The organism is Janthinobacterium sp. NKUCC06_STL (genome assembly GCF_019345455.1).
GTDB classification, from domain to species: domain Bacteria; phylum Pseudomonadota; class Gammaproteobacteria; order Burkholderiales; family Burkholderiaceae_D; genus Janthinobacterium; species Janthinobacterium rivuli.
In genome coordinates this window covers 1-22,003 of the sequence record NZ_JAHKQY010000012.1, presented here as the reverse complement: position 1 = coordinate 22,003, position 22,003 = coordinate 1, and the positions used below count along the sequence as shown (strand labels likewise).

General features: G+C 61.0%; 22 protein-coding genes and 1 pseudogene. 11 read left to right on the top strand and 12 right to left on the bottom strand.

Translation table 11 applies throughout. From position 1 onward, the window contains the following. Nucleotides 1–334 precede the first annotated feature (334 nt). The 4 genes from KO539_RS26220 to KO539_RS26205 are packed head-to-tail and all read left to right on the top strand — an operon-like array spanning nt 335 to nt 1,953. Nucleotides 335–706 carry a hypothetical protein gene (locus KO539_RS26220; RefSeq protein ID WP_034751548.1) on the top strand — a complete coding sequence of 124 codons (372 nt, stop codon included), beginning with the start codon at nt 335–337 and terminating at the stop codon, nt 704–706. Between the two features lie 10 nt (nt 707–716). Further along, on the top strand, nt 717–905 hold the full coding sequence (locus tag KO539_RS26215) for a DUF1653 domain-containing protein (protein WP_034782199.1): 189 nt from the start codon (nt 717–719) through the stop codon (nt 903–905). A gap of 32 nt (nt 906–937) precedes the next feature. Beyond that, on the top strand, nt 938–1,408 hold the full coding sequence (locus KO539_RS26210) for a CreA family protein (protein WP_051959673.1): 471 nt from the start codon (nt 938–940) through the stop codon (nt 1,406–1,408). 11 nt (nt 1,409–1,419) lie between these two features. Continuing rightward, nucleotides 1,420–1,953 (top strand): hypothetical protein, encoded by a 534-nt coding sequence (locus KO539_RS26205; RefSeq protein ID WP_257626492.1) that lies wholly within the window; start codon nt 1,420–1,422, stop codon nt 1,951–1,953. A 63-nt stretch (nt 1,954–2,016) separates the two neighbouring features. Here the strand turns inward: KO539_RS26205 and KO539_RS26200 are convergent, their stop codons facing one another. Next, the gene (locus KO539_RS26200; RefSeq protein ID WP_219312960.1) at nt 2,017–3,510 is read right to left on the bottom strand and encodes a leucyl aminopeptidase; all 1,494 of its coding nucleotides are present in this window, start codon (nt 3,508–3,510) and stop codon (nt 2,017–2,019) included. A 67-nt stretch (nt 3,511–3,577) separates the two neighbouring features. Between KO539_RS26200 and lptF the strand changes: the two genes are divergently transcribed. Genes lptF through KO539_RS26180 form a run of 4 tightly spaced genes read left to right on the top strand, consistent with a single transcriptional unit; the run spans nt 3,578 to nt 7,261 of the window. After that, on the top strand, nt 3,578–4,723 hold the full coding sequence (lptF, locus tag KO539_RS26195) for an LPS export ABC transporter permease LptF (RefSeq protein ID WP_099401048.1): 1,146 nt from the start codon (nt 3,578–3,580) through the stop codon (nt 4,721–4,723). Further along, nucleotides 4,720–5,889: an LPS export ABC transporter permease LptG gene (gene lptG, locus KO539_RS26190; RefSeq protein WP_035825911.1), complete on the top strand. Its 1,170-nt coding sequence runs from the start codon at nt 4,720–4,722 to the stop codon at nt 5,887–5,889. Before lptF ends, lptG begins: the two co-directional genes overlap by 4 nt. Continuing rightward, nucleotides 5,889–6,296 (top strand): sirohydrochlorin chelatase, encoded by a 408-nt coding sequence (locus tag KO539_RS26185; protein ID WP_219312958.1) that lies wholly within the window; start codon nt 5,889–5,891, stop codon nt 6,294–6,296. The genes lptG and KO539_RS26185 overlap by 1 nt, the downstream gene beginning before the upstream one ends. Beyond that, on the top strand, nt 6,293–7,261 hold the full coding sequence (locus tag KO539_RS26180; RefSeq protein ID WP_257626491.1) for a stealth family protein: 969 nt from the start codon (nt 6,293–6,295) through the stop codon (nt 7,259–7,261). Before KO539_RS26185 ends, KO539_RS26180 begins: the two co-directional genes overlap by 4 nt. Here KO539_RS26180 and KO539_RS26175 read toward each other — a convergent pair. From KO539_RS26175 to KO539_RS26140, 8 genes and pseudogenes are all read right to left on the bottom strand, one after another. Beyond that, nucleotides 7,258–7,908, bottom strand: a complete 651-nt coding sequence (locus KO539_RS26175) for a hypothetical protein (RefSeq protein ID WP_219312956.1) — start codon at nt 7,906–7,908, stop codon at nt 7,258–7,260. The two genes, KO539_RS26180 and KO539_RS26175, sit on opposite strands and share 4 nt — an antisense overlap. Nucleotides 7,909–8,154: 246 nt before the next feature. Next, complete coding sequence (gene cobA, locus KO539_RS26170) at nt 8,155–8,919, bottom strand: uroporphyrinogen-III C-methyltransferase (RefSeq protein WP_219312954.1); 765 nt, start codon at nt 8,917–8,919, stop codon at nt 8,155–8,157. A 28-nt stretch (nt 8,920–8,947) separates the two neighbouring features. Further along, on the bottom strand, nt 8,948–10,264 hold the full coding sequence (locus KO539_RS26165) for a sulfate adenylyltransferase subunit 1 (RefSeq protein WP_099401052.1): 1,317 nt from the start codon (nt 10,262–10,264) through the stop codon (nt 8,948–8,950). Continuing rightward, nucleotides 10,264–11,181, bottom strand: a pseudogene (gene cysD / locus KO539_RS26160) (sulfate adenylyltransferase subunit CysD); the annotation flags it as partial. The gene KO539_RS26165 and the pseudogene cysD, both read right to left, overlap by 1 nt. A 33-nt stretch (nt 11,182–11,214) precedes the next feature. Beyond that, complete coding sequence (locus KO539_RS26155; RefSeq protein WP_219312950.1) at nt 11,215–11,931, bottom strand: phosphoadenylyl-sulfate reductase; 717 nt, start codon at nt 11,929–11,931, stop codon at nt 11,215–11,217. 9 nt (nt 11,932–11,940) lie between these two features. Continuing rightward, entirely contained in the window at nt 11,941–12,501 is a 561-nt protein-coding gene (locus KO539_RS26150; RefSeq protein WP_219312948.1) for a DUF934 domain-containing protein, read from the bottom strand. Further along, the gene (locus tag KO539_RS26145; RefSeq protein ID WP_219312946.1) at nt 12,494–14,182 is read right to left on the bottom strand and encodes a nitrite/sulfite reductase; all 1,689 of its coding nucleotides are present in this window, start codon (nt 14,180–14,182) and stop codon (nt 12,494–12,496) included. Before KO539_RS26145 ends, KO539_RS26150 begins: the two co-directional genes overlap by 8 nt. Before the next feature lie 81 nt (nt 14,183–14,263). Beyond that, complete coding sequence (locus KO539_RS26140; RefSeq protein WP_034782225.1) at nt 14,264–15,037, bottom strand: sulfite exporter TauE/SafE family protein; 774 nt, start codon at nt 15,035–15,037, stop codon at nt 14,264–14,266. Nucleotides 15,038–15,197: 160 nt separating this feature from the next. Here KO539_RS26140 and KO539_RS26135 point away from each other — a divergent pair, with 160 nt between their 5' ends. From KO539_RS26135 to KO539_RS26125, 3 genes are all read left to right on the top strand, one after another. Continuing rightward, on the top strand, nt 15,198–16,139 hold the full coding sequence (locus tag KO539_RS26135; protein WP_035825933.1) for a CysB family HTH-type transcriptional regulator: 942 nt from the start codon (nt 15,198–15,200) through the stop codon (nt 16,137–16,139). Between the two features lie 62 nt (nt 16,140–16,201). Next, complete coding sequence (locus KO539_RS26130) at nt 16,202–16,852, top strand: class I SAM-dependent methyltransferase (protein WP_219312944.1); 651 nt, start codon at nt 16,202–16,204, stop codon at nt 16,850–16,852. Between the two features lie 309 nt (nt 16,853–17,161). Further along, complete coding sequence (locus KO539_RS26125) at nt 17,162–18,109, top strand: porin (protein ID WP_219312942.1); 948 nt, start codon at nt 17,162–17,164, stop codon at nt 18,107–18,109. Between the two features lie 46 nt (nt 18,110–18,155). Here KO539_RS26125 and KO539_RS26120 read toward each other — a convergent pair whose 3' ends face one another. The 3 genes from KO539_RS26120 to KO539_RS26110 form a co-directional block, all read right to left on the bottom strand. Beyond that, complete coding sequence (locus tag KO539_RS26120; RefSeq protein WP_219312940.1) at nt 18,156–19,346, bottom strand: PAS domain-containing sensor histidine kinase; 1,191 nt, start codon at nt 19,344–19,346, stop codon at nt 18,156–18,158. A gap of 160 nt (nt 19,347–19,506) precedes the next feature. Continuing rightward, nucleotides 19,507–20,265 carry a LytTR family DNA-binding domain-containing protein gene (locus tag KO539_RS26115; protein WP_035825940.1) on the bottom strand — a complete coding sequence of 253 codons (759 nt, stop codon included), beginning with the start codon at nt 20,263–20,265 and terminating at the stop codon, nt 19,507–19,509. A gap of 68 nt (nt 20,266–20,333) precedes the next feature. Further along, the gene (locus tag KO539_RS26110; RefSeq protein WP_219312938.1) at nt 20,334–21,626 is read right to left on the bottom strand and encodes a sensor histidine kinase; all 1,293 of its coding nucleotides are present in this window, start codon (nt 21,624–21,626) and stop codon (nt 20,334–20,336) included. Nucleotides 21,627–22,003: the final 377 nt, after the last annotated feature.

Below are 22,003 nucleotides of genomic sequence, written 5' to 3'. Positions count from 1 at the left end.
GCCGTTTAACGCGACAAAGGTGTAAAGTTTCTCGCTAAAACGCGATAAAAACTACTAAAATGGCACCGTGTAACAACTGTGTCATACGGCTTTGTTACAGCCAAGTGAAGAACCGAACAGGAAGCAGTTGTAATTAGTTGTAATTGCTATTCCGATTACATGACCACTGTGCCGGGGACGGAGTGTCAATTCCGTCTCTGGCGCCGCCAGACTTGTTATATAAATTGCAGTACTATATCTATGAGACTGTTTTGCGACATCAATAGATGGTACTATTTTGAAATGTTGCAGTTTTAATAGTGAGACTTGCGCGTAGCATTTGCAAAGGAAGAAAATGCGAACTGCATTTGAAGCGTGGGCGCAGCGTGACGGCCACATTGTGCGGCGAAGAGAAGATAAACCGGATGAGTACCTGATTTTCGAGACCCAGCGCCGCTGGGTTATCTGGCAGGCAGCTCTGACGCATGGCAAGACGGCTGCCAAGCCGCGCGTGAGCGCGGCCGAGAAGGCGGCGAAAGCCCAGCGCGCGCTGGAAATGTCTTCCGATGAAGCGACCGTGCGCAACAAGGTGCTCAATGAGGTGCTCGACGCCTTCAGCGGCGCCGATGGCGCGGCCGGCATGGAAGGCATACTGAAAGTAATCCAGGGCCTGAAGCAGAAGCAGAAGGCACTGGCCGACGACAAGAGCGAAGATTCAACGGCTTGAGGGGACGGCGATGCGTTATCGGCACTATAAAGGCGGCATTTACGAACTGGTGTGCGAAGCCACGCTGGAAGCGGATCTGACGCCGATGATCGTCTATCGCGCCGCCGACGGTTCCATCTGGACCCGGCCGAAAGACGTGTTCTTTCAACTGATCGAAGTCGAAGGCGTCATGGTCCAGCGTTTCGCTCCCATCAACTGATGGCCGCCTGCGTGCGTGCCCGGGATTCTTTCATGCGTCAATTGCTGCCTGCCGCTCTGGTGCTGGGCTTTGCCTGCGCCGCGGCACATGCCGAAACCATCGGTTCGGTCGATACGGTATTTAAACTGATCGGCCCTGACCACAAGATCGTCGTCGAAGCGTATGACGACCCGCGCGTCGCTGGCGTCAGCTGCTACCTGTCGCGCGCCAAGACGGGCGGCATCAAGGGTGCCGTCGGTCTGGCCGAAGACAAGGCCGATGCGGCCGTGGCCTGCCGCCAGGTGGGGCCGCTGCAATTCAAGGGCAAACTGCCGCGCCAGGAAGAAGTGTTTACCGAGCGCGCCTCGATCTTCTTCAAGCACGTGCGCGTCGTGCGCATGGTCGACAGCAAGCGCAATGCGCTGGTCTACCTCGTGTATTCCGACCGCCTGATCGAAGGCAGTCCGAAAAACAGCGTCACCGCCGTCGCCGTGCCCGGCGACCAGCCGATTCCCGTCCGTTAAGCGAGCTTCCCATGCGCGTGCCGCTGTCTGCCCCCCTTGCCGCCTTTGCCGCCGGGACGCTGCTGTTAGGCCTGGGCGGCTGCGCCACTCTGACGGGCAACACCGAGCAGATGGTGCTGGTGCAAACCATCCAGGACAACCGCGAGCTGACGGGCGCCGGCTGCATCCTCAGCAACGACGTGGGCAAGTGGTTCGTCACCACGCCCGGCCGCATCACCATCCGCAAGAGCCAGGAACCGTTGAAGGTCGACTGCCGCAAGCACGGTTCACCTGCCATCGCGATGGACGACCATATCGATCCCAAGCTCAATGGCAGCGTCTGGGGCAATGTCATCCTGACCCTGGGCGTCGGCTATTTCGTCGACCGCAACACGGGCGCCGGCTTTGACTATCCATCGATTTTGACCATCGTCATGCAGGACCCGGCGCGCCTGGCGCCGCCGCCCGCCCCCGTCGCCGCGAAGCCGCAGCCGGCCGCCGTGCCGGAAACGGTGGTGCAGCCCAAGGTGGCGCCGTCGCCTTTGCCCAATCCCGTCGTCTACTGATTACTACACACGAAAAAAAGCCGCCAGGGTCAGTGACCATGGCGGCTGTCTTCTTGCGTTCTCTTACACGCGGTTGATCAGGAACGTCGTCAGCAGGGGAACTGGACGACCGGTCGCGCCTTTTGCGCCGCCCGATTTCCATGCCGTGCCGGCGATGTCCAGATGCGCCCAGGTGTACTTCTTGGTGAAGTTTTCCAGGAAGGCCGCTGCCGTCACCGAACCGCCGCCTGGCGTGCCGATGTTGGCCAGGTCGGCGAAGTTCGACTTCAGCTGCTCGTTGTACGCTTCTTCGATCGGCATGCGCCATGCCGTGTCGCTCGACTGCTTGCCCGCTGCCAGCAATTCATTGGCCAGCTGGTCATGCGCCGCATCGCTGCGCGTAAACAGGCCGCTGTTATGGTGGCCCAGGGCGACGACGCAAGCGCCCGTCAGGGTGGCGATATCGACCACGGCTGCCGGCTTGAAGCGTTCGGCGTAAGTCAGCGCGTCGCACAGCACCAGACGGCCTTCGGCGTCCGTGTTCAGCACTTCGATGGTCAGGCCATTCATGGAGGTGACGATGTCGCCCGGCTTGGTGGCGCGGCCCGACGGCATGTTTTCGCACGCGGCGATGACGCCGATGACGTTCAGCTTCAGGTTCATTTCGCCAATGGCGCGGAAGGTGCCCAGTACCGAGGCGGCGCCGCACATGTCGTACTTCATTTCATCCATGCCAGGACCGGCCTTGATCGAAATGCCGCCCGTGTCGAAGGTGATGCCCTTGCCGACCAGGACGACTGGCGCATCCTTGGCCTTGCCGCCCATGTGCTTCAGGACGATGAATTTCGGCGGCTGCTCGCTGCCGTTGGTGACGGACAGGAAGCTGCCCATTTTCAGCGCTTCGAGCTGTTTGCGGTCCAGTACTTCGACTTCGAACTTGTAATCCTTGGCCAGCTGCTTGGCCGTGTTGGCCAGGTAGGTCGGATTGGCGACGTTCGCCGGCAGGTCGCCCAGCTTGCGCGTCAGGTCGGAACCGTTGGCGATGGCGATGGCTTGCGCCAGCGCGCCGCGCGTCGCTGCTGTTGCGGGAGCGGCCAGGACGATCTTGCGCACGCCGGCTGGCGCCGGATCTTTTTTGCTTTTTTGCGAGTCGCAGCGGTATTCGCTGTCGTGGGCGGCTTGCACCACGCAACGGATTGCCCAATTTACGTCGCGCTCTTTCACTTCAGCCAGCGGTAATGCGATAATGGCGTCCGCAGCGCCCAGCGAGCCGAAGGCCTTCAGTGCGGCTTGTACGCCGGTCGTGAAGCTTTTTTCGCTGACAGTATCATCGCTGCCCATGCCTACCAGCAGAACACGTTCGGCGGCGACGCCATCGACTGCGCGCAGCAGCAAGGTGCTGCCAGGCTTGCCGCTGATGTCGCCGGACTTCAGCGCAGCCGAAATCGCACCCTTGCTGTCCAGCGATTTTGCCGCTGGCGACAGTTTTTTGTTTTCGAATACCGCAACCGCGATGCATCCGCTTTTGGCCGTGCCGAGGGTGCTCTTGGTATCGAATGCTTTTATGCTAAAGTCCATTTGGTTCTCCGTTTTCATTTACTAGTAACGTGTTACTCAACTAACTGACCCGAATTATAAACTCCGAATGATCTTTCAACGCGCCCTTCGACGTGAATTGGCTAGTGCCGCCGGGGCCACCTTCACAGTTTTGTTCAGCATCCTGCTCACCTGGATGCTGATCGGTATTCTCGGCAAGGCGGCGGGCGGCAAGATTGCGTCGTCCGACGTCATGTCGCTGATGGTTTTTTCCGCCCTGATGCAGCTGCCCACCATCATCATCCTCACCGGTTTCATTTCGGTGCTGATGGTCGTCACGCGCAGCTACAAGGAGTCGGAGATGGTGGTGTGGTTCGCCTCCGGCCTGAGCCTGTCGCGCTGGATCTGGCCCGTGCTCAGCTTCGGCCTGCCGTTGGTGCTGGCTACCGGCGTCCTGAGCCTGTACGCCACGCCGTGGGCGCAAAAGAAAAGCGATGAATATGTGGCGCGCTTTGAAAAGCGCGAAGACCTGCAGAAAGTCACGCCGGGCCAGTTCCGCGAATCGGCCGGCAGCAACCGCATCTTCTTTGTCGAGGGCGTCAGCGGCGAAAAGACCGTGGTGCAAAACGTCTTCGTCAATACCGTCGATGAAAAAGGCAGCGCCGTCGTCGTCGTCGCCAAGGAAGGCGTGATCAATACCGACGCCAAGGGCGAACGCTTCCTGGTGCTCAAGAGCGGCCGCCGCTACCAGGGCGTGCCGACGCAAGCGGACTTCCAGACCATGGAATTCGAACAGTACATCATGCGCATCGAGAGCAAGCAGCAGGAGCTGGGAGCGGAGCTGGGCGTGCGCGCCATGAGCACCATGGCGCTGGTCGCCAATGCGAATCCCTACACCATGGCCGAATTGCTGTGGCGGGTCAGCGCGCCCCTGATCGGCCTGATGCTGATCCTGCTGGCCATTCCGCTGGGCTTTGTCAATCCGCGTGCCGGCAGTTCGACCAACCTGATTATCGCCTTGCTGATTTTCTTTACGTACAGCAACCTGATCAAGGTCATCGAAGCGAGCGTGAAGCAGGGCCGCCTGAGCTTTGGCCTGGCTTGGTGGCCGTTGCACCTGCTGGCGGCGCTGGCCGTGGTGGCGCTGTTCGCGTGGCGCCTGAATGTGAACCACCGCTATCATCCGCTGGTCCTGCTGGCGGCTTTCAAGCGCGCGCGCCGCGCCGGCAAACCAAGTAAAGCGGCATCGAAATGAAGATTTTACAGCGCTATTTTGCGGTCTCGATATTCCAGGCGGTGCTGTTCGTGCTGCTCGCTTTTTTGGCACTGCAAGCCTTCATCGACCTGACGGGCGAGCTGCCCAAGGTGGGCCGCAACGGCTATACCATCCAGTACGCCTTCCTGTATGTGCTGGTACTGGTGCCTGGTCACGTGTACGAGGTGATGCCGATCGCGGCGCTGATCGGCACCATTTATACGATGGCGCAGTTTGCCGCCAGTTCCGAATTTACCATCATGCGCGCATCGAGCATGTCGACGGCGATGGCGGCCGGTTTCCTGTTCCGCATCGGTATCGTCTTCGTCGTCATCACCTTCATCTTCGGCGAATTGATCACGCCGCGCACGGAGCCGCTGGCCGAACGCCTCAAGCTGACGTCGCGCGGCGCGGCCGTGTCGAGCGAGTTTCGCTCGGGCCTGTGGACCAAGGACATGGTCAAGAGCGAGGGCCTGACGGGCACCGTCACCGGCTCGCGCTTCTTCAATGTCGGCGAAGCGCGTCCGGACGGCCAGCTGAAAAACGTCAAGCTGTATGAATTCGACACCGACATGCGCTTGCGCACCCTGACCGTGGCCAAGGGCGCGACGTATCAGGGCAATAATATCTGGCGCCTGACCGAGGTGACGGAAACCTCGTTCTCGAACAGCGCGGCCACTTCGCCCGGCTTCGAGCCGAAGCTGTCGAACTACTATGGACAGGAAACGAGCCTGGTGCACACGGTGCAAAGCGCCAGCAAGGACATGACGTCGGAAGTGACGCCGAAGATCCTGACGGTGTCGGCGTCCGACCCGGAGCGCATGTCGGCCAGCGAACTGGCCGTGTACACGCGCCACCTGGCCGAGAACAAGCAGGAAACGGAGCGCTTCCGCATCGCCTTCTGGAAAAAGCTGATCGATCCGCTGGCCATTTTCGTGCTGATGGCGCTGGCGCTGCCGTTCGCCTACATGCATACGCGCAGCGGCGGCATCAGCCTGAAGATCTTCATCGGCATCATGATCGGCGTCAGTTTCATGCTGGTCAACACGCTGTTCTCGCATCTTGGGCTGCTCAGCACCTGGCCGGCCTTCCTGACGGCGGTGGCGCCGAGCGCGCTGTATCTGCTGCTGGCGCTGGGCGCCCTGTGGTGGGTGGAGCGGCACTGATGGAGACGAACGTGAAACAGGCACTGATCTTGTTTGCCCATGGCGCGCGCGCCGCATCGTGGGCCGCGCCTTTCGAACGCCTGCGCGACCTGACCCAGGCGCGCATGCCTGCCACCAGCGTGCACCTGGCCTTCCTGGAGCTGATGACGCCGCGCTTGCCCGAACTGGTGGCGACCCTGCTGGCCGAGCTGCCCGCCGGCGCCACCCTGGACGTCACCGTGGTGCCCGTGTTCCTGGGGCAGGGCGGGCATGTGCTGCGCGACTTGCCGCTGTTGCTGGAAGAACTGCGCCAGCAGCATCCGGCACTGCGCCTGAAGGTGGTCGAGGCGGTGGGCGAGAACGCCAGCGTGCTCGCCGCCATCGCCGATTACTGCGTGGCGGCGCCAGGCTCCAGCATTCTCCCTTGAGCGGCATCGACATCGTCTACCTGTGGGTGGACGGCGCCGATCCCGCCTGGCGCACGCGCCGGCAGCGCGCCTATGCCGCCTGGGCGCAGGCGCATCCCGGCCAGCTGGCCCTGCATGGCAACGTGGCGGGGCGCTACCGCGACAACGGCGAACTGCGCTACAACCTGCGCGCGCTCGAGCGCTTCTTCCCCGGCCACGGCCACATCTACCTGCTGACGGACCGGCAAGTGCCCGACTGGCTGCGCGCCTCACCGCGCCTGACGGTGATCGACCATGCGAGCCTGATGCCCGCTGCATCCCTGCCGGTGTTCGACTCGGGCCATATCGAATCGTATCTGCACCATATTCCGGGCCTGTCCGAACGCTTCCTGTATCTGAACGACGACGTATTTTTCGGCGCGCCGTTCGAGCCCGCTTTCTGGTTTGGCGGGGAAGGGGAGGGGCGTTTGAGTGTGTTCACGGAGAGCGCGCTGCACGATGATCTGCAGGACTTGCGCGCCGACGTGGCCGCGCCAGCCAACTGCGCCACGTTGTCGCGGCAATGGCTGTCGGCGCAGTACGCCGGATACCTGCATGAACCGCGCCTGTATGCGCATGCGCCGCGGCCCATGCTGAAAAGCGCGCTGCATGCATTGGAAGGGCTGGCGCCGGCCATGTTTGCCAGCGTGCGCGCGACGGTGTTCCGCTCGTGGCAGGTGCCGGCATTGCTGCCCGACCTGGTGCCGCGCTGGATGGTGCATCAGGGGATTGCGCGCTCGCGCATGCTCGACCCGCTGCATATCGCCAGCGGCGATGTGCAGGCGCCGCGGCAGCTGGAGGAACTGGCGGCGCGTTTCGGCAGCTTGCCGTTTTTCTGCATCAACGATACTTGCGACGAGGCGGATGATGACGACCCGCGCCTGCTGCGCGTGGCCGCCACCTTGCAGCGGCTGCTGCCGCTGCCATCATCATTTGAAGGCGCTTAAGCCGATTTCTTCTTCGGCGCCAGGCTGATACGGGCGGCGGCCGAGCTGTCGGACAGTGAAGCGAGGAACAGCAGCAAATAGGCGCCCAGTTCGAAGACTTCTTCGCCGAGCAGCGCGTAAGCGTCCGGCATGCCATGGAAGACCTTCTTGTCGAAGGGCCAGCCAGCAACCATCAGCAAGCCGCCGATGGCCGTCAGGATGGTGATGCGCATGGTGAAAATCAGGCCGGCATGGGCAAACACCTTGCGCGCGCGCGGCGCGAAAAAGATCAGTATGCGTATCAGTATCAGCAATTCCAGCACGCGCAGGGCTTTTTCCAGTTGCGCCCACGCTGGCGCCGTGCCGAACTGGTCGATATCGAGTTCGCGCAGCAGGAAGCCGAACAGCAGTGCGCACAGGCCTGCGTGCATGAGGAAGCGCAGCGACTGGCGGTCAGTCTCTTGCCAGGCGCGCACGCCGTGCACGGTGCAGGCGAGGGCCAGGAACAGCGCCTGCAGCCACTCCAGCAAATGGTTTTCGTCGTCGATATTCGGAAACACTGTCCACAGGGCGATGGAGGCGAGCATGCTGAGCAGCACAGCGCTGGCGACGCCGACATTGCTGCGGCTGAGCGAAGTCAGGGCTTCGCGCACGGAGGTGAAATTCATGTGTGATCGTAAGGCTAAAGTTGCGCGGCGCGGTATTGCAGCCTGCGGGCGCAGCTTTTTTCGGGGAGATTGCCAGTGCTTCCCGTCAGCCGGGAAACCGCATGGCAAGCGCTATGGCGGGGCGAAGCGTGAATTTATTGCTATCACGCAACAACTTCTCGAGAAAAGATGCGTCAGCATCGTATCATGTTTCCTCTGAAGACGTCGGTTACTGACTTTAAAGTCGGTAAAATACGCTGTGTTTAATCAGGCATGGCGCGCCAGAAGAGCGGCCGTTTTGTCGATGGCCTGGTGCGCGCGCGCGGCCATGGCGTCGCCCAGCATCACCAGCACGGGGCCGTGGGTATCGCCCAGGCCACGCGCCAGGGCGCTCAGCGGCAGGCGCACGATGTGCTGGTCCGGGCGGCTGCAGTTTTCAATCACCACCACCGGGGTATCGGCGCGGCGGCCTTGCGCCAGCAGGCGCTGCGCCGTGGCGATGGCTTCGCGGCCACCCATGTATTGCACCAGGGTATCGCAGTCGGGAATGCGCGTCTGGTCAGGTTCGCCTGGCGCCGTGCTGGAAGTAAAGAAGGCGACGCTGCGCGACACGCCCCGCTTGGTCAGCGGCTGCTGCGTGGCCGCTGCCGCCGCCAGGGCCGTGGTGATGCCGGGCACCACTTCCACTTCGATGCCCGCCTCTTCCAGCGCGCGCAATTCCTCGTCGGCGCGGCCGAACAGCATGGGGTCGCCCCCTTTCAGTCGCACGACGACGGCGTGCTTGCGCGCGTTGTCTACTAATTGCTTGTTGATGAACGCCTGCGCCGTCGACAACTGGCCGCAGCGCTTGCCGACCAGGATTTTTTGCGCTTGCGGGCACAACTCCAGCATCTCTTCGGTGACCAGCGCGTCGTGCAGCACGACGTCCGCTTGCGCCAGCAGGCGCGCGCCGCGCAAGGTCATCAGGTCTTGCGCGCCGGGGCCGGCGCCGACCAGGTAGACCTTGCCGGGGAGAGATGGGGAGCTGTTCATGTGGCTGCCTTTCCTGGACGATGCGGGGTTAGAGTCGAACCATGCCGGCCGCGACCGTCTGGTGGGTGACTTCATCGATCAGGATGAAAGCACCGGTGGCGCGGATATCGGCATACGCGTCGGCCGCCAGCGCCTGCTGCACGTTCAGGCTGATGCGGGCGATATCGTTCAGCTTGAGGCCTTCGGCTGGATGGCGCTGCTGCGTATTGATGTCGAGGATCGATTCGATCGCCGTCACCTTGGCCGCCGTCTGCTTGGTGCCGTGCTTGATCCAGTACTTGCGGCGCAGATCCAGTGCGTCTTCCGACAGCCAGCACACGTCGGCCACCACGGTTTTCAGCAGGGTGGCAGGGCGCTCGCTGCTGGCCAGCAAGTCGCCGCGCGAAATGTCGAGGTATTCATTGAGCAGCAGGGTCACGGACTGGCCCACCACGGCGGTGCTCAGCGAGCCGTCCAGGGTGACGATATCCTTGACGGTGGCCGTCTGGCCTGATGGCTGCACCACCAGGGTGTCGCCGATGCTGACCTTGCCTGCCTCGATGCGGCCCATGTAGCCGCGGAAGTCGTTCGCTTCGTGGCCGTTGTGGCGCGCCACCAGCTGCACCGGGAAGCGGAAAGGCGTGTCGTGCGATTCGTCGTAGACGGACAAGGACTCAAGCAGCTCGATCAGGGTCGGGCCCGTGTACCAGCCCAGCTTGTCGCCGCGTTCGACGACGTTGTCGCCCGTCAATGCGGACAATGGAATCGGCGTGATGTCCTTCAGGCCCAGCGACTGGGCGAATTCGCGGTAGGCCGCGACGATACGGTTGTATACCGTTTCATCGTAATCGACCAGGTCCATCTTGTTGACGGCGACGACCACGTGCTCGATCTGCAGCAAGTGGGCGATGGTCGAATGGCGCTTGGTCTGGATCAGCAGTTCCACGCTGCCGTCGTCGCCGAGTTTGACTTTCGACACGTCGATCAGGATGATGACGGCGTCAGCCGTGGAGGCGCCCGTGACCATGTTGCGCGTGTATTGCTCGTGGCCCGGCGTATCGGCGATGATGAATTTGCGTTTCGGCGTGGCAAAGTAACGGTAGGCCACGTCGATGGTGATGCCTTGCTCGCGTTCCGCTTCCAGGCCGTCCGTCAGCAGCGACAGGTCGACCGTGTCGCCCACCGTGCGCTTGTGCTTGGAGCGCGACATGGCGTCGAGCTGGTCGGCGAAGATGCCCTTGCTGTCGAACAGCAAACGGCCGATCAGGGTGCTCTTGCCGTCATCGACGGAACCGGCCGTAATAAAACGCAACATGCCGCGCTCTAAACTGTCGGTGGAGGTGGTGTTCTGGAGTGCTGCGTTCATTAGAAGTATCCTGCTTTCTTGCGTTTTTCCATCGAGGCTTCGGAAGTCTGGTCATCCATGCGGGTGGCGCCCCGTTCCGTGATTTGCGTGATTGCCGTCTCGGCGATGATGGCGTCGACCGTCGCCGCGTCGGACGACACGGGGCAGGTGCACGAGATATCGCCGACCGTGCGGAAGCGCACGATTTGTGTTTCCACCGTTTCGCCGTCGCGCGGCGGCGTCAGATCCGTCAGCGGCACCAATAAACCGTTGCGCGGGATCACCTGGCGCTCGTGCGCAAAGTAGATCGGCGGCAATTCCAGTTGCTCGCGGGCGATGTATTGCCACACGTCCAGTTCGGTCCAGTTCGAGATCGGGAAGACGCGCATGTTTTCACCAGGATGCACGCGGGTGTTATACAGGTCCCACAGTTCCGGACGCTGGGCTTTCGGGTCCCAGGCGCCGAATTCGTCGCGGAACGAGAAGATGCGTTCCTTGGCGCGGGCCTTTTCTTCGTCCCGGCGCGCGCCGCCGATGCAGGCGTCAAAGCCATGTTCGGCGATGGTTTCCAGCAAGGTCACGGCTTGCGCCGCATTGCGCGAATCCGTGGCCGGGTTGCGCAGGCGCACGGTGCCGCGCTGGATCGAGTCTTCCACGGAGCCGACGATCAGGCGCTCGCCCAGTTCCGCCACTTTCTTGTCACGGAAGGTGATGACTTCCGGGAAGTTGTGGCCCGTGTCGATATGTACGAGGGGGAATGGAAACTTGCCTGGGCGGAAGGCTTTCTCGGCCAAACGCAGCAGGACGACGGAATCCTTGCCGCCGGAAAACAGCAGCGCAGGGTTGGCCGATTCGGCCGCCACTTCGCGCATGATGTGGATGGCTTCCGATTCAAGGCTGTCGAGGTGACGCTGGTTCAAAATATTGCTCATATGGGTGCTTTCTTGTTCTGCTGAGTCTGTTGTGTCTGTTCAGGCTGCCACGGATTTGATGCGTATCAACTTACCGTCCACCATGTGCAGGCCGCATTCCTTCGAATCCGGGTTTTCCCACCACCAGCGTCCGGCGCGCACATCTTCGCCCGGCTGCACGGCCCGCGTACACGGTTCGCAGCCGATCGACGGGTAACCCTGGTCGTGCAATGCGTTGTACGGCACGTCATTGGCGCGGATATAGTCCCACACGTCTTCTTCCGACCAGTCCGCCAGCGGATTGAATTTCGTCATCGCGTGCGCGGCGTCGTCTTCCTGCACGTGCAGCTCGGCGCGCGTGGTGGACTGCGCGCGGCGCTGGCCCGTCACCCAGGCCTTGTTGCCGGCCAGGGCGCGGCCCAGGGGCTCGACCTTGCGGATACGGCAGCATTCGCGGCGCATCTCGACGCTGTTGTAGAACGCGTTCAGGCCATTTTGTTCCACGTAGGCGGCGACGGCTTCCGGCTGCGGGCGGTACAGGGTGATGTCGTGGTCGTAACGGGTCTTGACCTTGTCGAGCACGGCCAGGGTTTCCTGGTGCAGCCGGCCTGTTTCCAGGGAAAAGATGCCGATGGGCAGCTTCGCCTTGAGTATCATGTGGGTCAGCACCATGTCTTCGGCTGCCAGGCTGGACGCGAACACGGCTGGCGAAAAATCCGCGGCGATACGTGTCAGCGTTTGCTCGGTGGCGTCAATCAAAGAAGTCAAATCGCTCATGATGGGTCCTCAGATGCCGGCCGCGTTGTCGAGGTCAGGATTCTGGCCTTCGCGCTGGTGGCGGCGGAACAGCGGCGACTTCTGATCCCACGATGCCTGGTAGGTTTCCGAAAAGACCGACAATCCTTTCAGGGCGTCGTGGATGCTGCGATCCGGGCGCGTCGCATACGCGTCAAAGCCGACCCGGTGCATGGAAAACAGCTGGTCGCGCAAGACGTCGCCGATGGCGCGCAATTCACCCTGGAAACCCAGGCGGGCGCGCAGGTTGAAGGCGATGGAATAGCCGCGGCCATCCGTGAATTTCGGGAAGTCCACGCCGATGACGGGCAGTTGCGCCACGTCGGCCGCCAACTCTTCCGGGCGCTCGTCGCTGGCCAGCCACACGCCGATGTCGGGCAGGCGGGCCGCCAGGGTCTCGCGCTGGGCTTGCCATACGGGCAGCGGCACGATGACCTTGCCGGCAGGCACGACCACTGTTTCCGGCGTGTCGGTTTCATCGAGGCGCAGCAAGCCCCAGGTATTTGGCACCACGGCGGCGTTCTTGATGATTTCTTCGCGTACTTCAAACATATTCGTCTTCTCCCACCAGGTTGCCGACCGTGATCGGCGTTGCATATACGTGTTCCTTGAACGGTGCCACACCCAGGCGCTGGGCCGTGTCGACGAAACGCTCGCCTTCATGGCGGTCGCGCACGTAGACGTGCAGCAGGCGGCCGATGACTTCAGGCATCTGCAGGGAAGAGAACGATGGTCCGATGATCTTGCCGATGGCGGCGTTGTTGCCTTGCGCGCCGCCAATCGACACTTGATACCATTCGCTGCCATCCTTGTCGACGCCGAGAATGCCGATGCTGCCCACGTGATGGTGGCCGCAGGCATTGATGCAGCCGGAAATGTTCAGTTCGATCTCGCCGATGTCGTGCTGGAAGTCGATGCTGTCGAAGCGTTCCGCGATGGCGGCCGCGATCGGCAAGGACTTGGCGTTGGCCAGCGAGCAGAAATCGCCGCCGGGGCAGCAGATCATGTCCGTCAGCAAACCGATGTTCGGCGTGGCCAGGCCGTGCGCCTTGGCTTCCTGCCACAGTGTGAACAGTTTCGACTGTTCCACGTCGGCCAGCACCAGGTTTTGCTCGTGCGTCACGCGCAGTTCGCCAAAGCTGTAGCGGTCGGCCAGATCGGCCACGAAGTCGATCTGCTCGGCCGTCGCGTCGCCGGGCGGCACGCCCGTTTTCTTCAGGGACAGCACCACGGCCACGTAGCCGGGGCGCTGGTGCGGCTTGACGTTGCGCGCCAGCCAGTTCACATACGCCTTGTTGTCCGCGTGTTCCGTTTTGTAGTCGAGTTCCGGCAAGGCCAGGTAGGCAGGCGGATTGAAGAAGTCCGCCACGCGCTGCATTTCTTCGGCCGTCAGGGTTTCCGGACCGTCCTTCAAGTCGACCCATTCCGCTTCCACCTGGCGCGTGAATTCTTCCACGCCGATGGCTTTCAGCAAGATCTTGATGCGCGCCTTGTATTTGTTGTCGCGGCGGCCGTGCAGGTTGTACACGCGCATGATCGCCTGGATGTAGGTCAGCAAATGCTGCCATGGCAGGAAGTCGCGCACGACGCTGCCCAGGATCGGCGTGCGGCCCATGCCGCCGCCCGCCATCACCTTGAAGCCCACTTCGCCAGCGGCGTTGCGCACGGCCGTCAAGCCGATGTCGTGCACGGCGATGGCGGCACGGTCTTCTTCGGCACCATTGATGGCGACCTTGAATTTACGGGGCAGGGCGATGAACTCGGGGTGGAAGGTGCTCCACTGGCGCAATACTTCCGCGTACGGGCGCGGATCGATGATTTCATCGGCGGCGACGCCGGCGAACGGATCCGATGTTGTATTACGGATACAGTTGCCGGACGTCTGGATCGCGTGCATTTCCACGGACGCCAGATCGGTCAGGATATCGGGCGTTTGTTCCAGCTCGATCCAGTTGAACTGGATATTCTGGCGCGTCGTGAAGTGGCCATAGCCGCGGTCATACTTGCGCGCGATGTGCGCGAACATGCGCATCTGCGTCGACGACAGCAAGCCGTAGGGCACGGCGATGCGCAGCATGTAGGCGTGGCGTTGCATGTACAGGCCGTTTTGCAGGCGCAGCGGAATGAATTCCTCTTCCGTCAGTTCATTGGCGATACGGCGCGCAACCTGGTCTCGGTACTGGGCGATGCGTTCTTTGATGATGAGGTGGTCGTACTGATCGTAATGGTACATATCAATTCCTAAAAAAGCCGGGGTGCTGGAAGATTGCCTGGGATTATGTTCTTGATACTGCTCTAGTCACTTGTTCGGTAATTAATAGATTAGCTTCACTGCCACGCCGGTCAAGGTCATCGCCAGCAGGACTCTTAAAAACTTTTCCGGCACCGAGCGGGCGACCCAGGAACCGAGCGTGATGCCGGGCAGGGAGCCGACCAGCAACGAGGCCAGCAATTCCCAGTGGATGGAACCGAGCCACCAGTGGCCCAGGGCGGCGATGGCCGTCAGGGGTACGGCGTAGGCGATATCGGTGCCCGCCACTTCGGCCGAGCTCATGCGTGGATACAGCATCACCAGCAGGGTCGCGCCGATGGCGCCGGCGCCGATCGACGAGACCGTCACCAGCACGCCCAGCACGGCGCCGGAAATAATGGTCGCGGCGGCAAGCTTGTTGCCTTGCAATTGTTTCTCAGGGTGCGCGTTGATCCAGGCCAGCATGCGGCCCTTGAAAATCAGCGCCACGACGGTCAGCAGCACGGAGCCGGCGATCGAGTAACGGATGATCTGGCCGATTTCCGGCGACAGGGTACCGAACGATTTCAGCGCCAGGGTCGCGATGACGGCGGCGGGCAGGGCGCCGATGCACAGACGCTTGACGATATCCCAGCGGATGGTGCCGCGCAGGCGGTGCGTCAGGGTGCCGGCGCTCTTGGTGATCGAGGCGAACGCCAGGTCGGTGCCCACGGCCACGGAAGGCGGTACGCCAAACAGCAGGGTTAACAGCGGCGTCATCAGCGAGCCGCCGCCCACGCCGGTCATTCCTACGAGTAATCCTACGGCAAATCCTGAGACTATATAAGACAAAGTCATGCTTGCACCCCCAAAGTACCCGCAATAGTAATAAACTTAGTGTTTATTCCAAACTACTAAGTACGCATTTGCTTATATGCGATATGCGTATATGCATGAACGCAAAATCATGGGTGGGGCGGAAACTCGGCAAATCACGGCAATCTAGGGCAAACCAGCAATGAATCTCCATCAACTGCGCTTCGTGCGCGAAGCGGTCCGGCAGAATTACAACCTGACGGACGCCGCCAAGGCCTTGTTTACGTCGCAACCGGGCGTATCGAAAGCCATCATCGAGCTGGAGGAAGAGCTGGGCGTGGATATTTTTACGCGTCACGGCAAGCGCATCCGCGGCTTGACGGAGCCAGGCCGCCTGGTGCTGGAGTCGGTCGAGCTGGTCATGCAGGAAATCGACAGCATGAAGCGCATCGGCAAGGAATTCGCGGCGCAGGACAGCGGCAGCTTTACCATTGCCACCACGCACACGCAGGCGCGCTACACCTTGCCCAAGGTCGTGCAAGCCTTCATGCTGAAGTTCCCGAAGGTAAGATTGTCTTTGTTGCAAGGAAATCCGCGCCAGATCGCCGAGATGGTGCAGCGCGACCAGGCCGACCTGGCCATCGCCACGGAATCGATCGCCGCCATCGATGGCCTGATTACCTTGCCATGCTATCAATGGGAGCACGTGGTGGTGGTGCCGGTCGACCATCCGCTGCTCAAATCGAAGTCCGTGACCCTGGAAGAAATCGCCGCCTTCCCCCTGATTACCTATGACAGCGCGTTCGCCGGACGCAACAAGATCGACCACGCTTTCGTGCTGCGCGGCCTGAAGCCGGACATCTTGCTCGAGGCCATCGATGCGGACGTGATCAAGACTTATGTCGAGTTGGGCATGGGGATTGGTATCATAGCGGGTATGGCCTTCGATGCCGAGCGCGACAAAGGCTTGCGCGCCATCCCTGTCGGCCACCTGTTCGGCATGAATGTGTCGCGCGTGGCCGTCAAGCAAGGCGCGTATTTGCGCAGCTATATTTATACCTTTATCGAGTTGCTGACGCCGACCCTGAACCGCAAGCTCATCGAGCAGGCGATGAGCGGTGATAAAGAGCACTACGAACTATAAACAATGCAGGAAGTCGGCCGGGCGAGTTGCCTGGCCAAGATTATTTAAGAAGAGAAGAAACAATGATTACCGATCAGCTTGCCAAATATTACGCCACCATCGCGCAGCAGTACGAGCGCGTCTATGACAAGCCCGAACGCCAGGAAGACCTGGAAGTGTTGCGCGACAAGGTCGCCGACGTGCTGGAAGGCCACACCGTGCTGGAACTGGCTTGCGGCACCGGCTACTGGACGGAAGTGGTCGCCGAGTCGGCCGAGTCCGTGCTGGCCACCGATGTCAACGATGAAATGCTGGCGCTGGCCCAGTCGCGCGGCTTGCCGGACAACGTCAGTTTCGCCAAGCTCGACGCCTTTAATTTGCCCGACGATCTGCTGGGCAAGTTCACGGCCGTGTTCGCCGGTTTCTGGTGGTCGCACGTCAAGCGTGAAGACCAGGATAAATACCTGAAGCAATTGCGCAGCAAGCTGGGCAAGGACATCCTGCTGGTGCTGATCGACAATTCCTATGTCGACGGCAGCAGCACCGTGATCGCGCGTACCGACCTGGAAGGCAACACCCACCAGTTCCGCACGACGGATGGGGGCGAGCGCTATGAAGTGCTGAAGAATTTCCCATCGGATAGCCACCTGCGCAAGAAGTTTGCCCATTCGGCCCGCGAAATTCGCATGAAGCGTCTGGAATACTACTGGCTGCTGAGCTGTCGTCTGAAATAAAGCTGATCTGTCTATATGGTAGGTCGGATTAGCGGCGCAGCCGCGTAATCCGACACCGCCGCCTTGCCAACAATGTTGTCGGATTACGCGTGGCCTTGCCACGCTACTCCGACCTACGGTAAATAGGCCTTGCCGCCGCATGAGCCGCCCTCGGGCGGTTTTTTTTCGCCTGTTGTTTTTATCTGACACGATGTTGTGCCAAAAAACAACATCTTGTCGATGTCATATTGTTGAAGTATTTGGTGGGCATGATTCGGTTCAGCAGCTAAGCAGCACCATTCTTGTCCAACCTAATGTAGAGAATCTCAAGTGAAAAAAATTACTCTGGCAGCATTGATCATCGGCACCTTCGCAGCAGCTACGGCACAAGCACAATCGAACGTCACCGTGTATGGCCTGGTTGACCTCGGTATTGCCAAGACCACTGGCCAGCCGACGGTACAACGCGAAAACAACGCGTCGCGCCTCGGTTTCAAGGGTACGGAAGATCTGGGTGGCGGCCTGTCCGCAATTTTCAACCTGGAAAGTGAATTCCTGGCTGACACCGGCGCGCAAAAAGGCGTGTTGTTCGACCGTCAAGCTTACGTGGGCTTGAAAGGCGCGTTTGGTACCGCCATCCTGGGCCGCACCAAGAACCTGGTTGATGGCACCATCGCCCGCGTCGATCCATTCAACACCTACGGCGTGGTCGGCAAGAACAATGAAACCCTGCTGCGTTCGGGCGTCGGCTCGTCGCGCGTCAACAATGCCGTGACCTACAACAGCCCAAGCTTTGACGGTTTCGTGGGCAGCCTGCAATACGTGCTGAGCGAAGTCAACAGCGCTGACGCAGGCGTGATTGGCCTGGCAACCTACGACAACGGCCCGATCAGCTTGCACGCCGGCTACGAAAAAGCCGTACAAGCAACGGCAACGGCCGCCAAGCCGGACCTGTGGTCCATCGGTGGCGGCTATAAATTCGGCCCAGCCAAGGTCACGGCCGCCTACTCGAAAGGCGACACCAAGGTAGCTGCCAACGGCGAATTCAAGTCTTACCTGATTGGCCTGAACTACACGGTTGGCGGCGGCGATGCCAAAGTGTCGTATGGCAAGCAAGAGCAAAGCAACAACAAGGTCAAGGATCAGGACACCATCAAGGAATTCGGCGTCGGCTACGACTACCACCTGTCGAAGCGTACCGACGTGTACGCTTACGCTGGCCGCGAGCGCGTCAAGTCGCTGACCTCGTACCAGATCGGTCTGGCACACAAGTTCTAAGCAGTATTCGATGTGACGAAGTAGAAGGCGCCTGCGGGCGCCTTTTTTATTGCATCGCCGCTGTTGCCGCTTCCGCATGCATGGGCAGCGAGATTTCGATGCGAGTGCCGCCCAGCTCGCTATCGGCGCCGATATGGATGCTGCCATTCAAACCCCATACCCGTTCGCGCATGCCCAGCAAGCCCAGGGCCGTGGCTTTTTCCAGGTCGTGTTCGGCGATGCCGCGGCCGTCATCCTGGATGGTGATGGCCAGTGAGGAGTCGATGCGGTGCAGGGCGATGGTGATATGGCTGGCCTCGGCATGGCGTGCGATATTCGTCAGCGCTTCCTGCACGATGCGGTAGATGGCCGTGCTGCGCGCATCGTCGAGCACGAGGTCGGCCTCGTCGGCCAGCAAGTCGAAATGGATGGCACGGCGCAACAGAAAGTCGTGGCGCAGTTTTTGCAGCGCAAAATACAAGCCCCCTTCATCGAGCGCGCGCGGGCGCAGGTTGCTGGCGATGCGCCGCAACGAGGTGATGGCCGTCACCAGCAAGCCATCCATGCTGTACAGCAGCGCCTGCAGGGACGCGGTGGTCTCCGTGTGCTGGCGCACCAGGGTCAGGTCAACGCGCAAGGTGGCCAGCAGTTGCCCCAAGTCATCATGCAGTTCACGCGCGATATGCTTGCGCTCTTCTTCGCGGATCGATTGCAGCGCGCTCGACAATTCGCGCAGTTGCGAAAAGGAGCGGGCCAGTTGTTCATGCATCTGCTGGCGCGCGCTGATGTCGCGCACGATGATGGTAAATACGCTCTGGCCGTCTTCCAGCATGGCCGAGAGCGAGCCTTCGAGGGGAAACATGGCGCCGTCGCTGCGCCGTCCCGTCAGGGTGTAGTCGGTGGTGCGCCGGCCCGTCAGGCGCAGCTCCAGGTTGATGTCGCCAAACGGCGGATCGCCCTCGTGCTTGCCCAGGCCGCCCAGGGTACGCAAGTCGCGCAGGATGTACTGGCCCAGGCGCATGCCGCGCATGCCGGCCGGCGTGTCGTCGAACAATCTGGCTGCCGCCGCGTTCGCATGCAGGATGATTTGCCGGCTGTCGATGCTGATGATGGCGTCGCTGGCGCTGTCGATGATGGCCTGGCCACGCGCCTGTCGTTGCCGGCGGGCTTTGAGGGGAGGAAACAGGCACAGCAAAAGCGCCGCCGCCATGCCCAACGGCAGGATGCGCAGCAGTGTGGAACTGCCTCGGTCAGGCATGGGCTTCTCCTTGCGAACGTGAACGAAGGCAGGCAAGACAGGAATGGCGGACAGGACTTTAGCCTATGCCTGTTGGCGCGGCGCGGCTTGATGTGGCGCAGGAAGGGGGAAGAAGAGAGGCATGCGCCGCGCCGGCCAGGGCCGGGCGGCGGCGGGAGACTTACATTTGCTTGAACAGGTGCAGGAAGCTGCGGCTTACTTCGAGCTTGTCGGACTTGCCTTTGATGAGCACAAGGTGGCGGCCGCGGATGTCGCGCGTCACGCCTTCGATGGCATTCACGTTGACCAAGGTGGCGCGGTGGATTTGCCAGAACAGCGAAGGATCGAGCTCTTCGGCCAGGTCGCGCACGGGCTTGCGGATCAGCGCCTCATACTTGGCGGTCTGCACGCAGGTGTATTTCTCGTCAGAACGGAAGAACAGGATCTCTTCCACGGGGATCATGCGCAAGTCCTGGCCGATGCTGGCCTGTATCCATTGCAAATAGGTGGGCTTGGCCGTGATTTTCTCCGCCAGCTGCGACAGCATGGCCGTGACGCTGCTGTTGACGTCCAGCGCCGGCTTGTTCAAGTGCGTTTTCAGGCGCTCCACCGTGACCAGCAAGCGCTCATGCTCGGGCGGCTTGAGCACGTAGTCGACGGCGCCCCGCTCGAAGGCTTCGACGGCGTGGCTATCATAGGCCGTGACGAAGACGATATGCGTCTTGCCGCCGATTACTTGCGCCGCTTCCATGCCCGTCTTGCCCGGCATGCGGATATCGAGGAAGGCAAAGTCCGGCTTGAGTTGCTCCACCAGTTCGATCGCTTCGTCGCCATTCTTGGCTTCGCCGATGATTTCCAGTTCAGGCCAGGCCTGGCCCAGGCGCAGGCGCAGCTGGTCGCGCATCAGTCTTTCGTCGTCGGCAATAATAGCGGTAGGCATAGGTCTCAAGTGTGAACAGGCGAAGATTGATTATTCAATGATTTAGCGTTTTTATCAACTACTCTGTCTTATTTGGACAATTGATATGGCACTTCGATCACGGCGCACACGCCGGACGGTTGATTTGGCGTAATGGTCAGGCTGCCCTCGTCGCCATGCAGCAGCTTCAGGCGCTCACGGATGGTGGGCAAACCGAGGCCCGTGCCATCGCTGGGCACCACGCCAAAGCCGAGGCCGTCATCGGTCACCGTGACGCGCAGCTTGCTGTGCGCCACTTCGGCCACGATGCGCAGGGTGCCACCCTCCGGTTTGACTTCCAGGCCGTGCTTGATGGCATTTTCCACCATCGATTGCAACATCATGGGCGGGAAGGCGGCGCTGCGCAGGCCATCGGGAATCTGGAAGTCGACGGTCAGGCGTTCTTCCATGCGCATTTTCAGCAGGTTCAGGTACGCTTGCACCATGTCCGCTTCGCGGCCCAGGTTGGTAATCAGGGCGTTGTCGCGCATTTGCGGCAGCACGGCGCGCAGATACTGGATCAGGCTGCGCTGCATCTTGGCCGCGCGCGGCGGATCGACCTGGATCAGGTGTTCGACGGAAGCAAGCGTGTTGAACAGGAAGTGCGGCTCGACTTGCGCCTGCATCATCTGCATCTTTGCTTCGCTGAGCTGGCGCTGCATGGATTCCCGTTCGGCCGCCTCATTCGCCGTGACGGTTTCCGCTTCCGCACGTTTCTTGCCGCCGACCAGGGCTTTCATGGCGAACAGGGCCAAGACCAGCAAGGACACAAAGCTCTTGAACCAGGTCGAGGCTTGCTGGTGATAGCGCGACACTTTTTGTTCCGCCGCATCATCGACCGCTTCTTCGATGGCATTCGACAACTCTTCACCGATTTGTGGCGGCAATTCAATATGGACTTCTTCGCCCGAGGCATTCGTCGTTACTGGATAACTGGGCTTGGCAGGGGCGGCCGGCGGCTCCGGTGGTTCAGGGGGCACGGCACTGGCTTGTGCGTCCGCCTCGGCGGCATCGGCCGGCTCGCTGGCTGCATCGGCCGCGCTGCTGCGCCGGTTCTTGCTGTTGCGGGGATTGAAGTGAATCCCCGTATCGTCGATCAGGATATTGGTTTCCCCCGAACCCTTGCTGCTGCGTTTATGCGACTTGATGACAACTTCTTCGTCCGGGCTGGAAGAGAACAGCTCATCTTGCAAAATGGAACCGGCGATCAGGGCCAGTGCAGCGAACAGGAAGAATTTCCACCAGGACAGTTGGGTGACCCAGGTCGTCGTCGCGTCGAATGCCCGTTGCAACCAAGCGAGGATGGTTTTCAACAATTGGGGCAGGCTGGAAATCGGAAGCATGGTGGCACTTTCAAGTACAAGAGTTAATCGACGCAGCGGGCAAGTTTAACCCTTGTTGAGTAGCGTCAGAGTCTGATGTTGCCACTGTGCCTAAAGACCACGAACTACGCCAGCCGATTGCGACAGGCTGCACAAAAAGGCGCTTGAAGTGAAGACTATGCTTGCTGGGCGGTGAGGGCGGAAAAATAGCCCTTGCAGCGCACGCGGAGCAGGGCTATAATTCGCCCCCTCGCTGAACGACGCATGCAAATGCCGAGTAAGGTAGGGAAAAGAAGGAGTTGACGGATTTAGCGAAATGCTTCATACTCTTCCTTCTTCGCAGCTGACAAACACAACGCTTTGTCGATAGCGCGAAAGTAGCACCGAATACAGTTCTT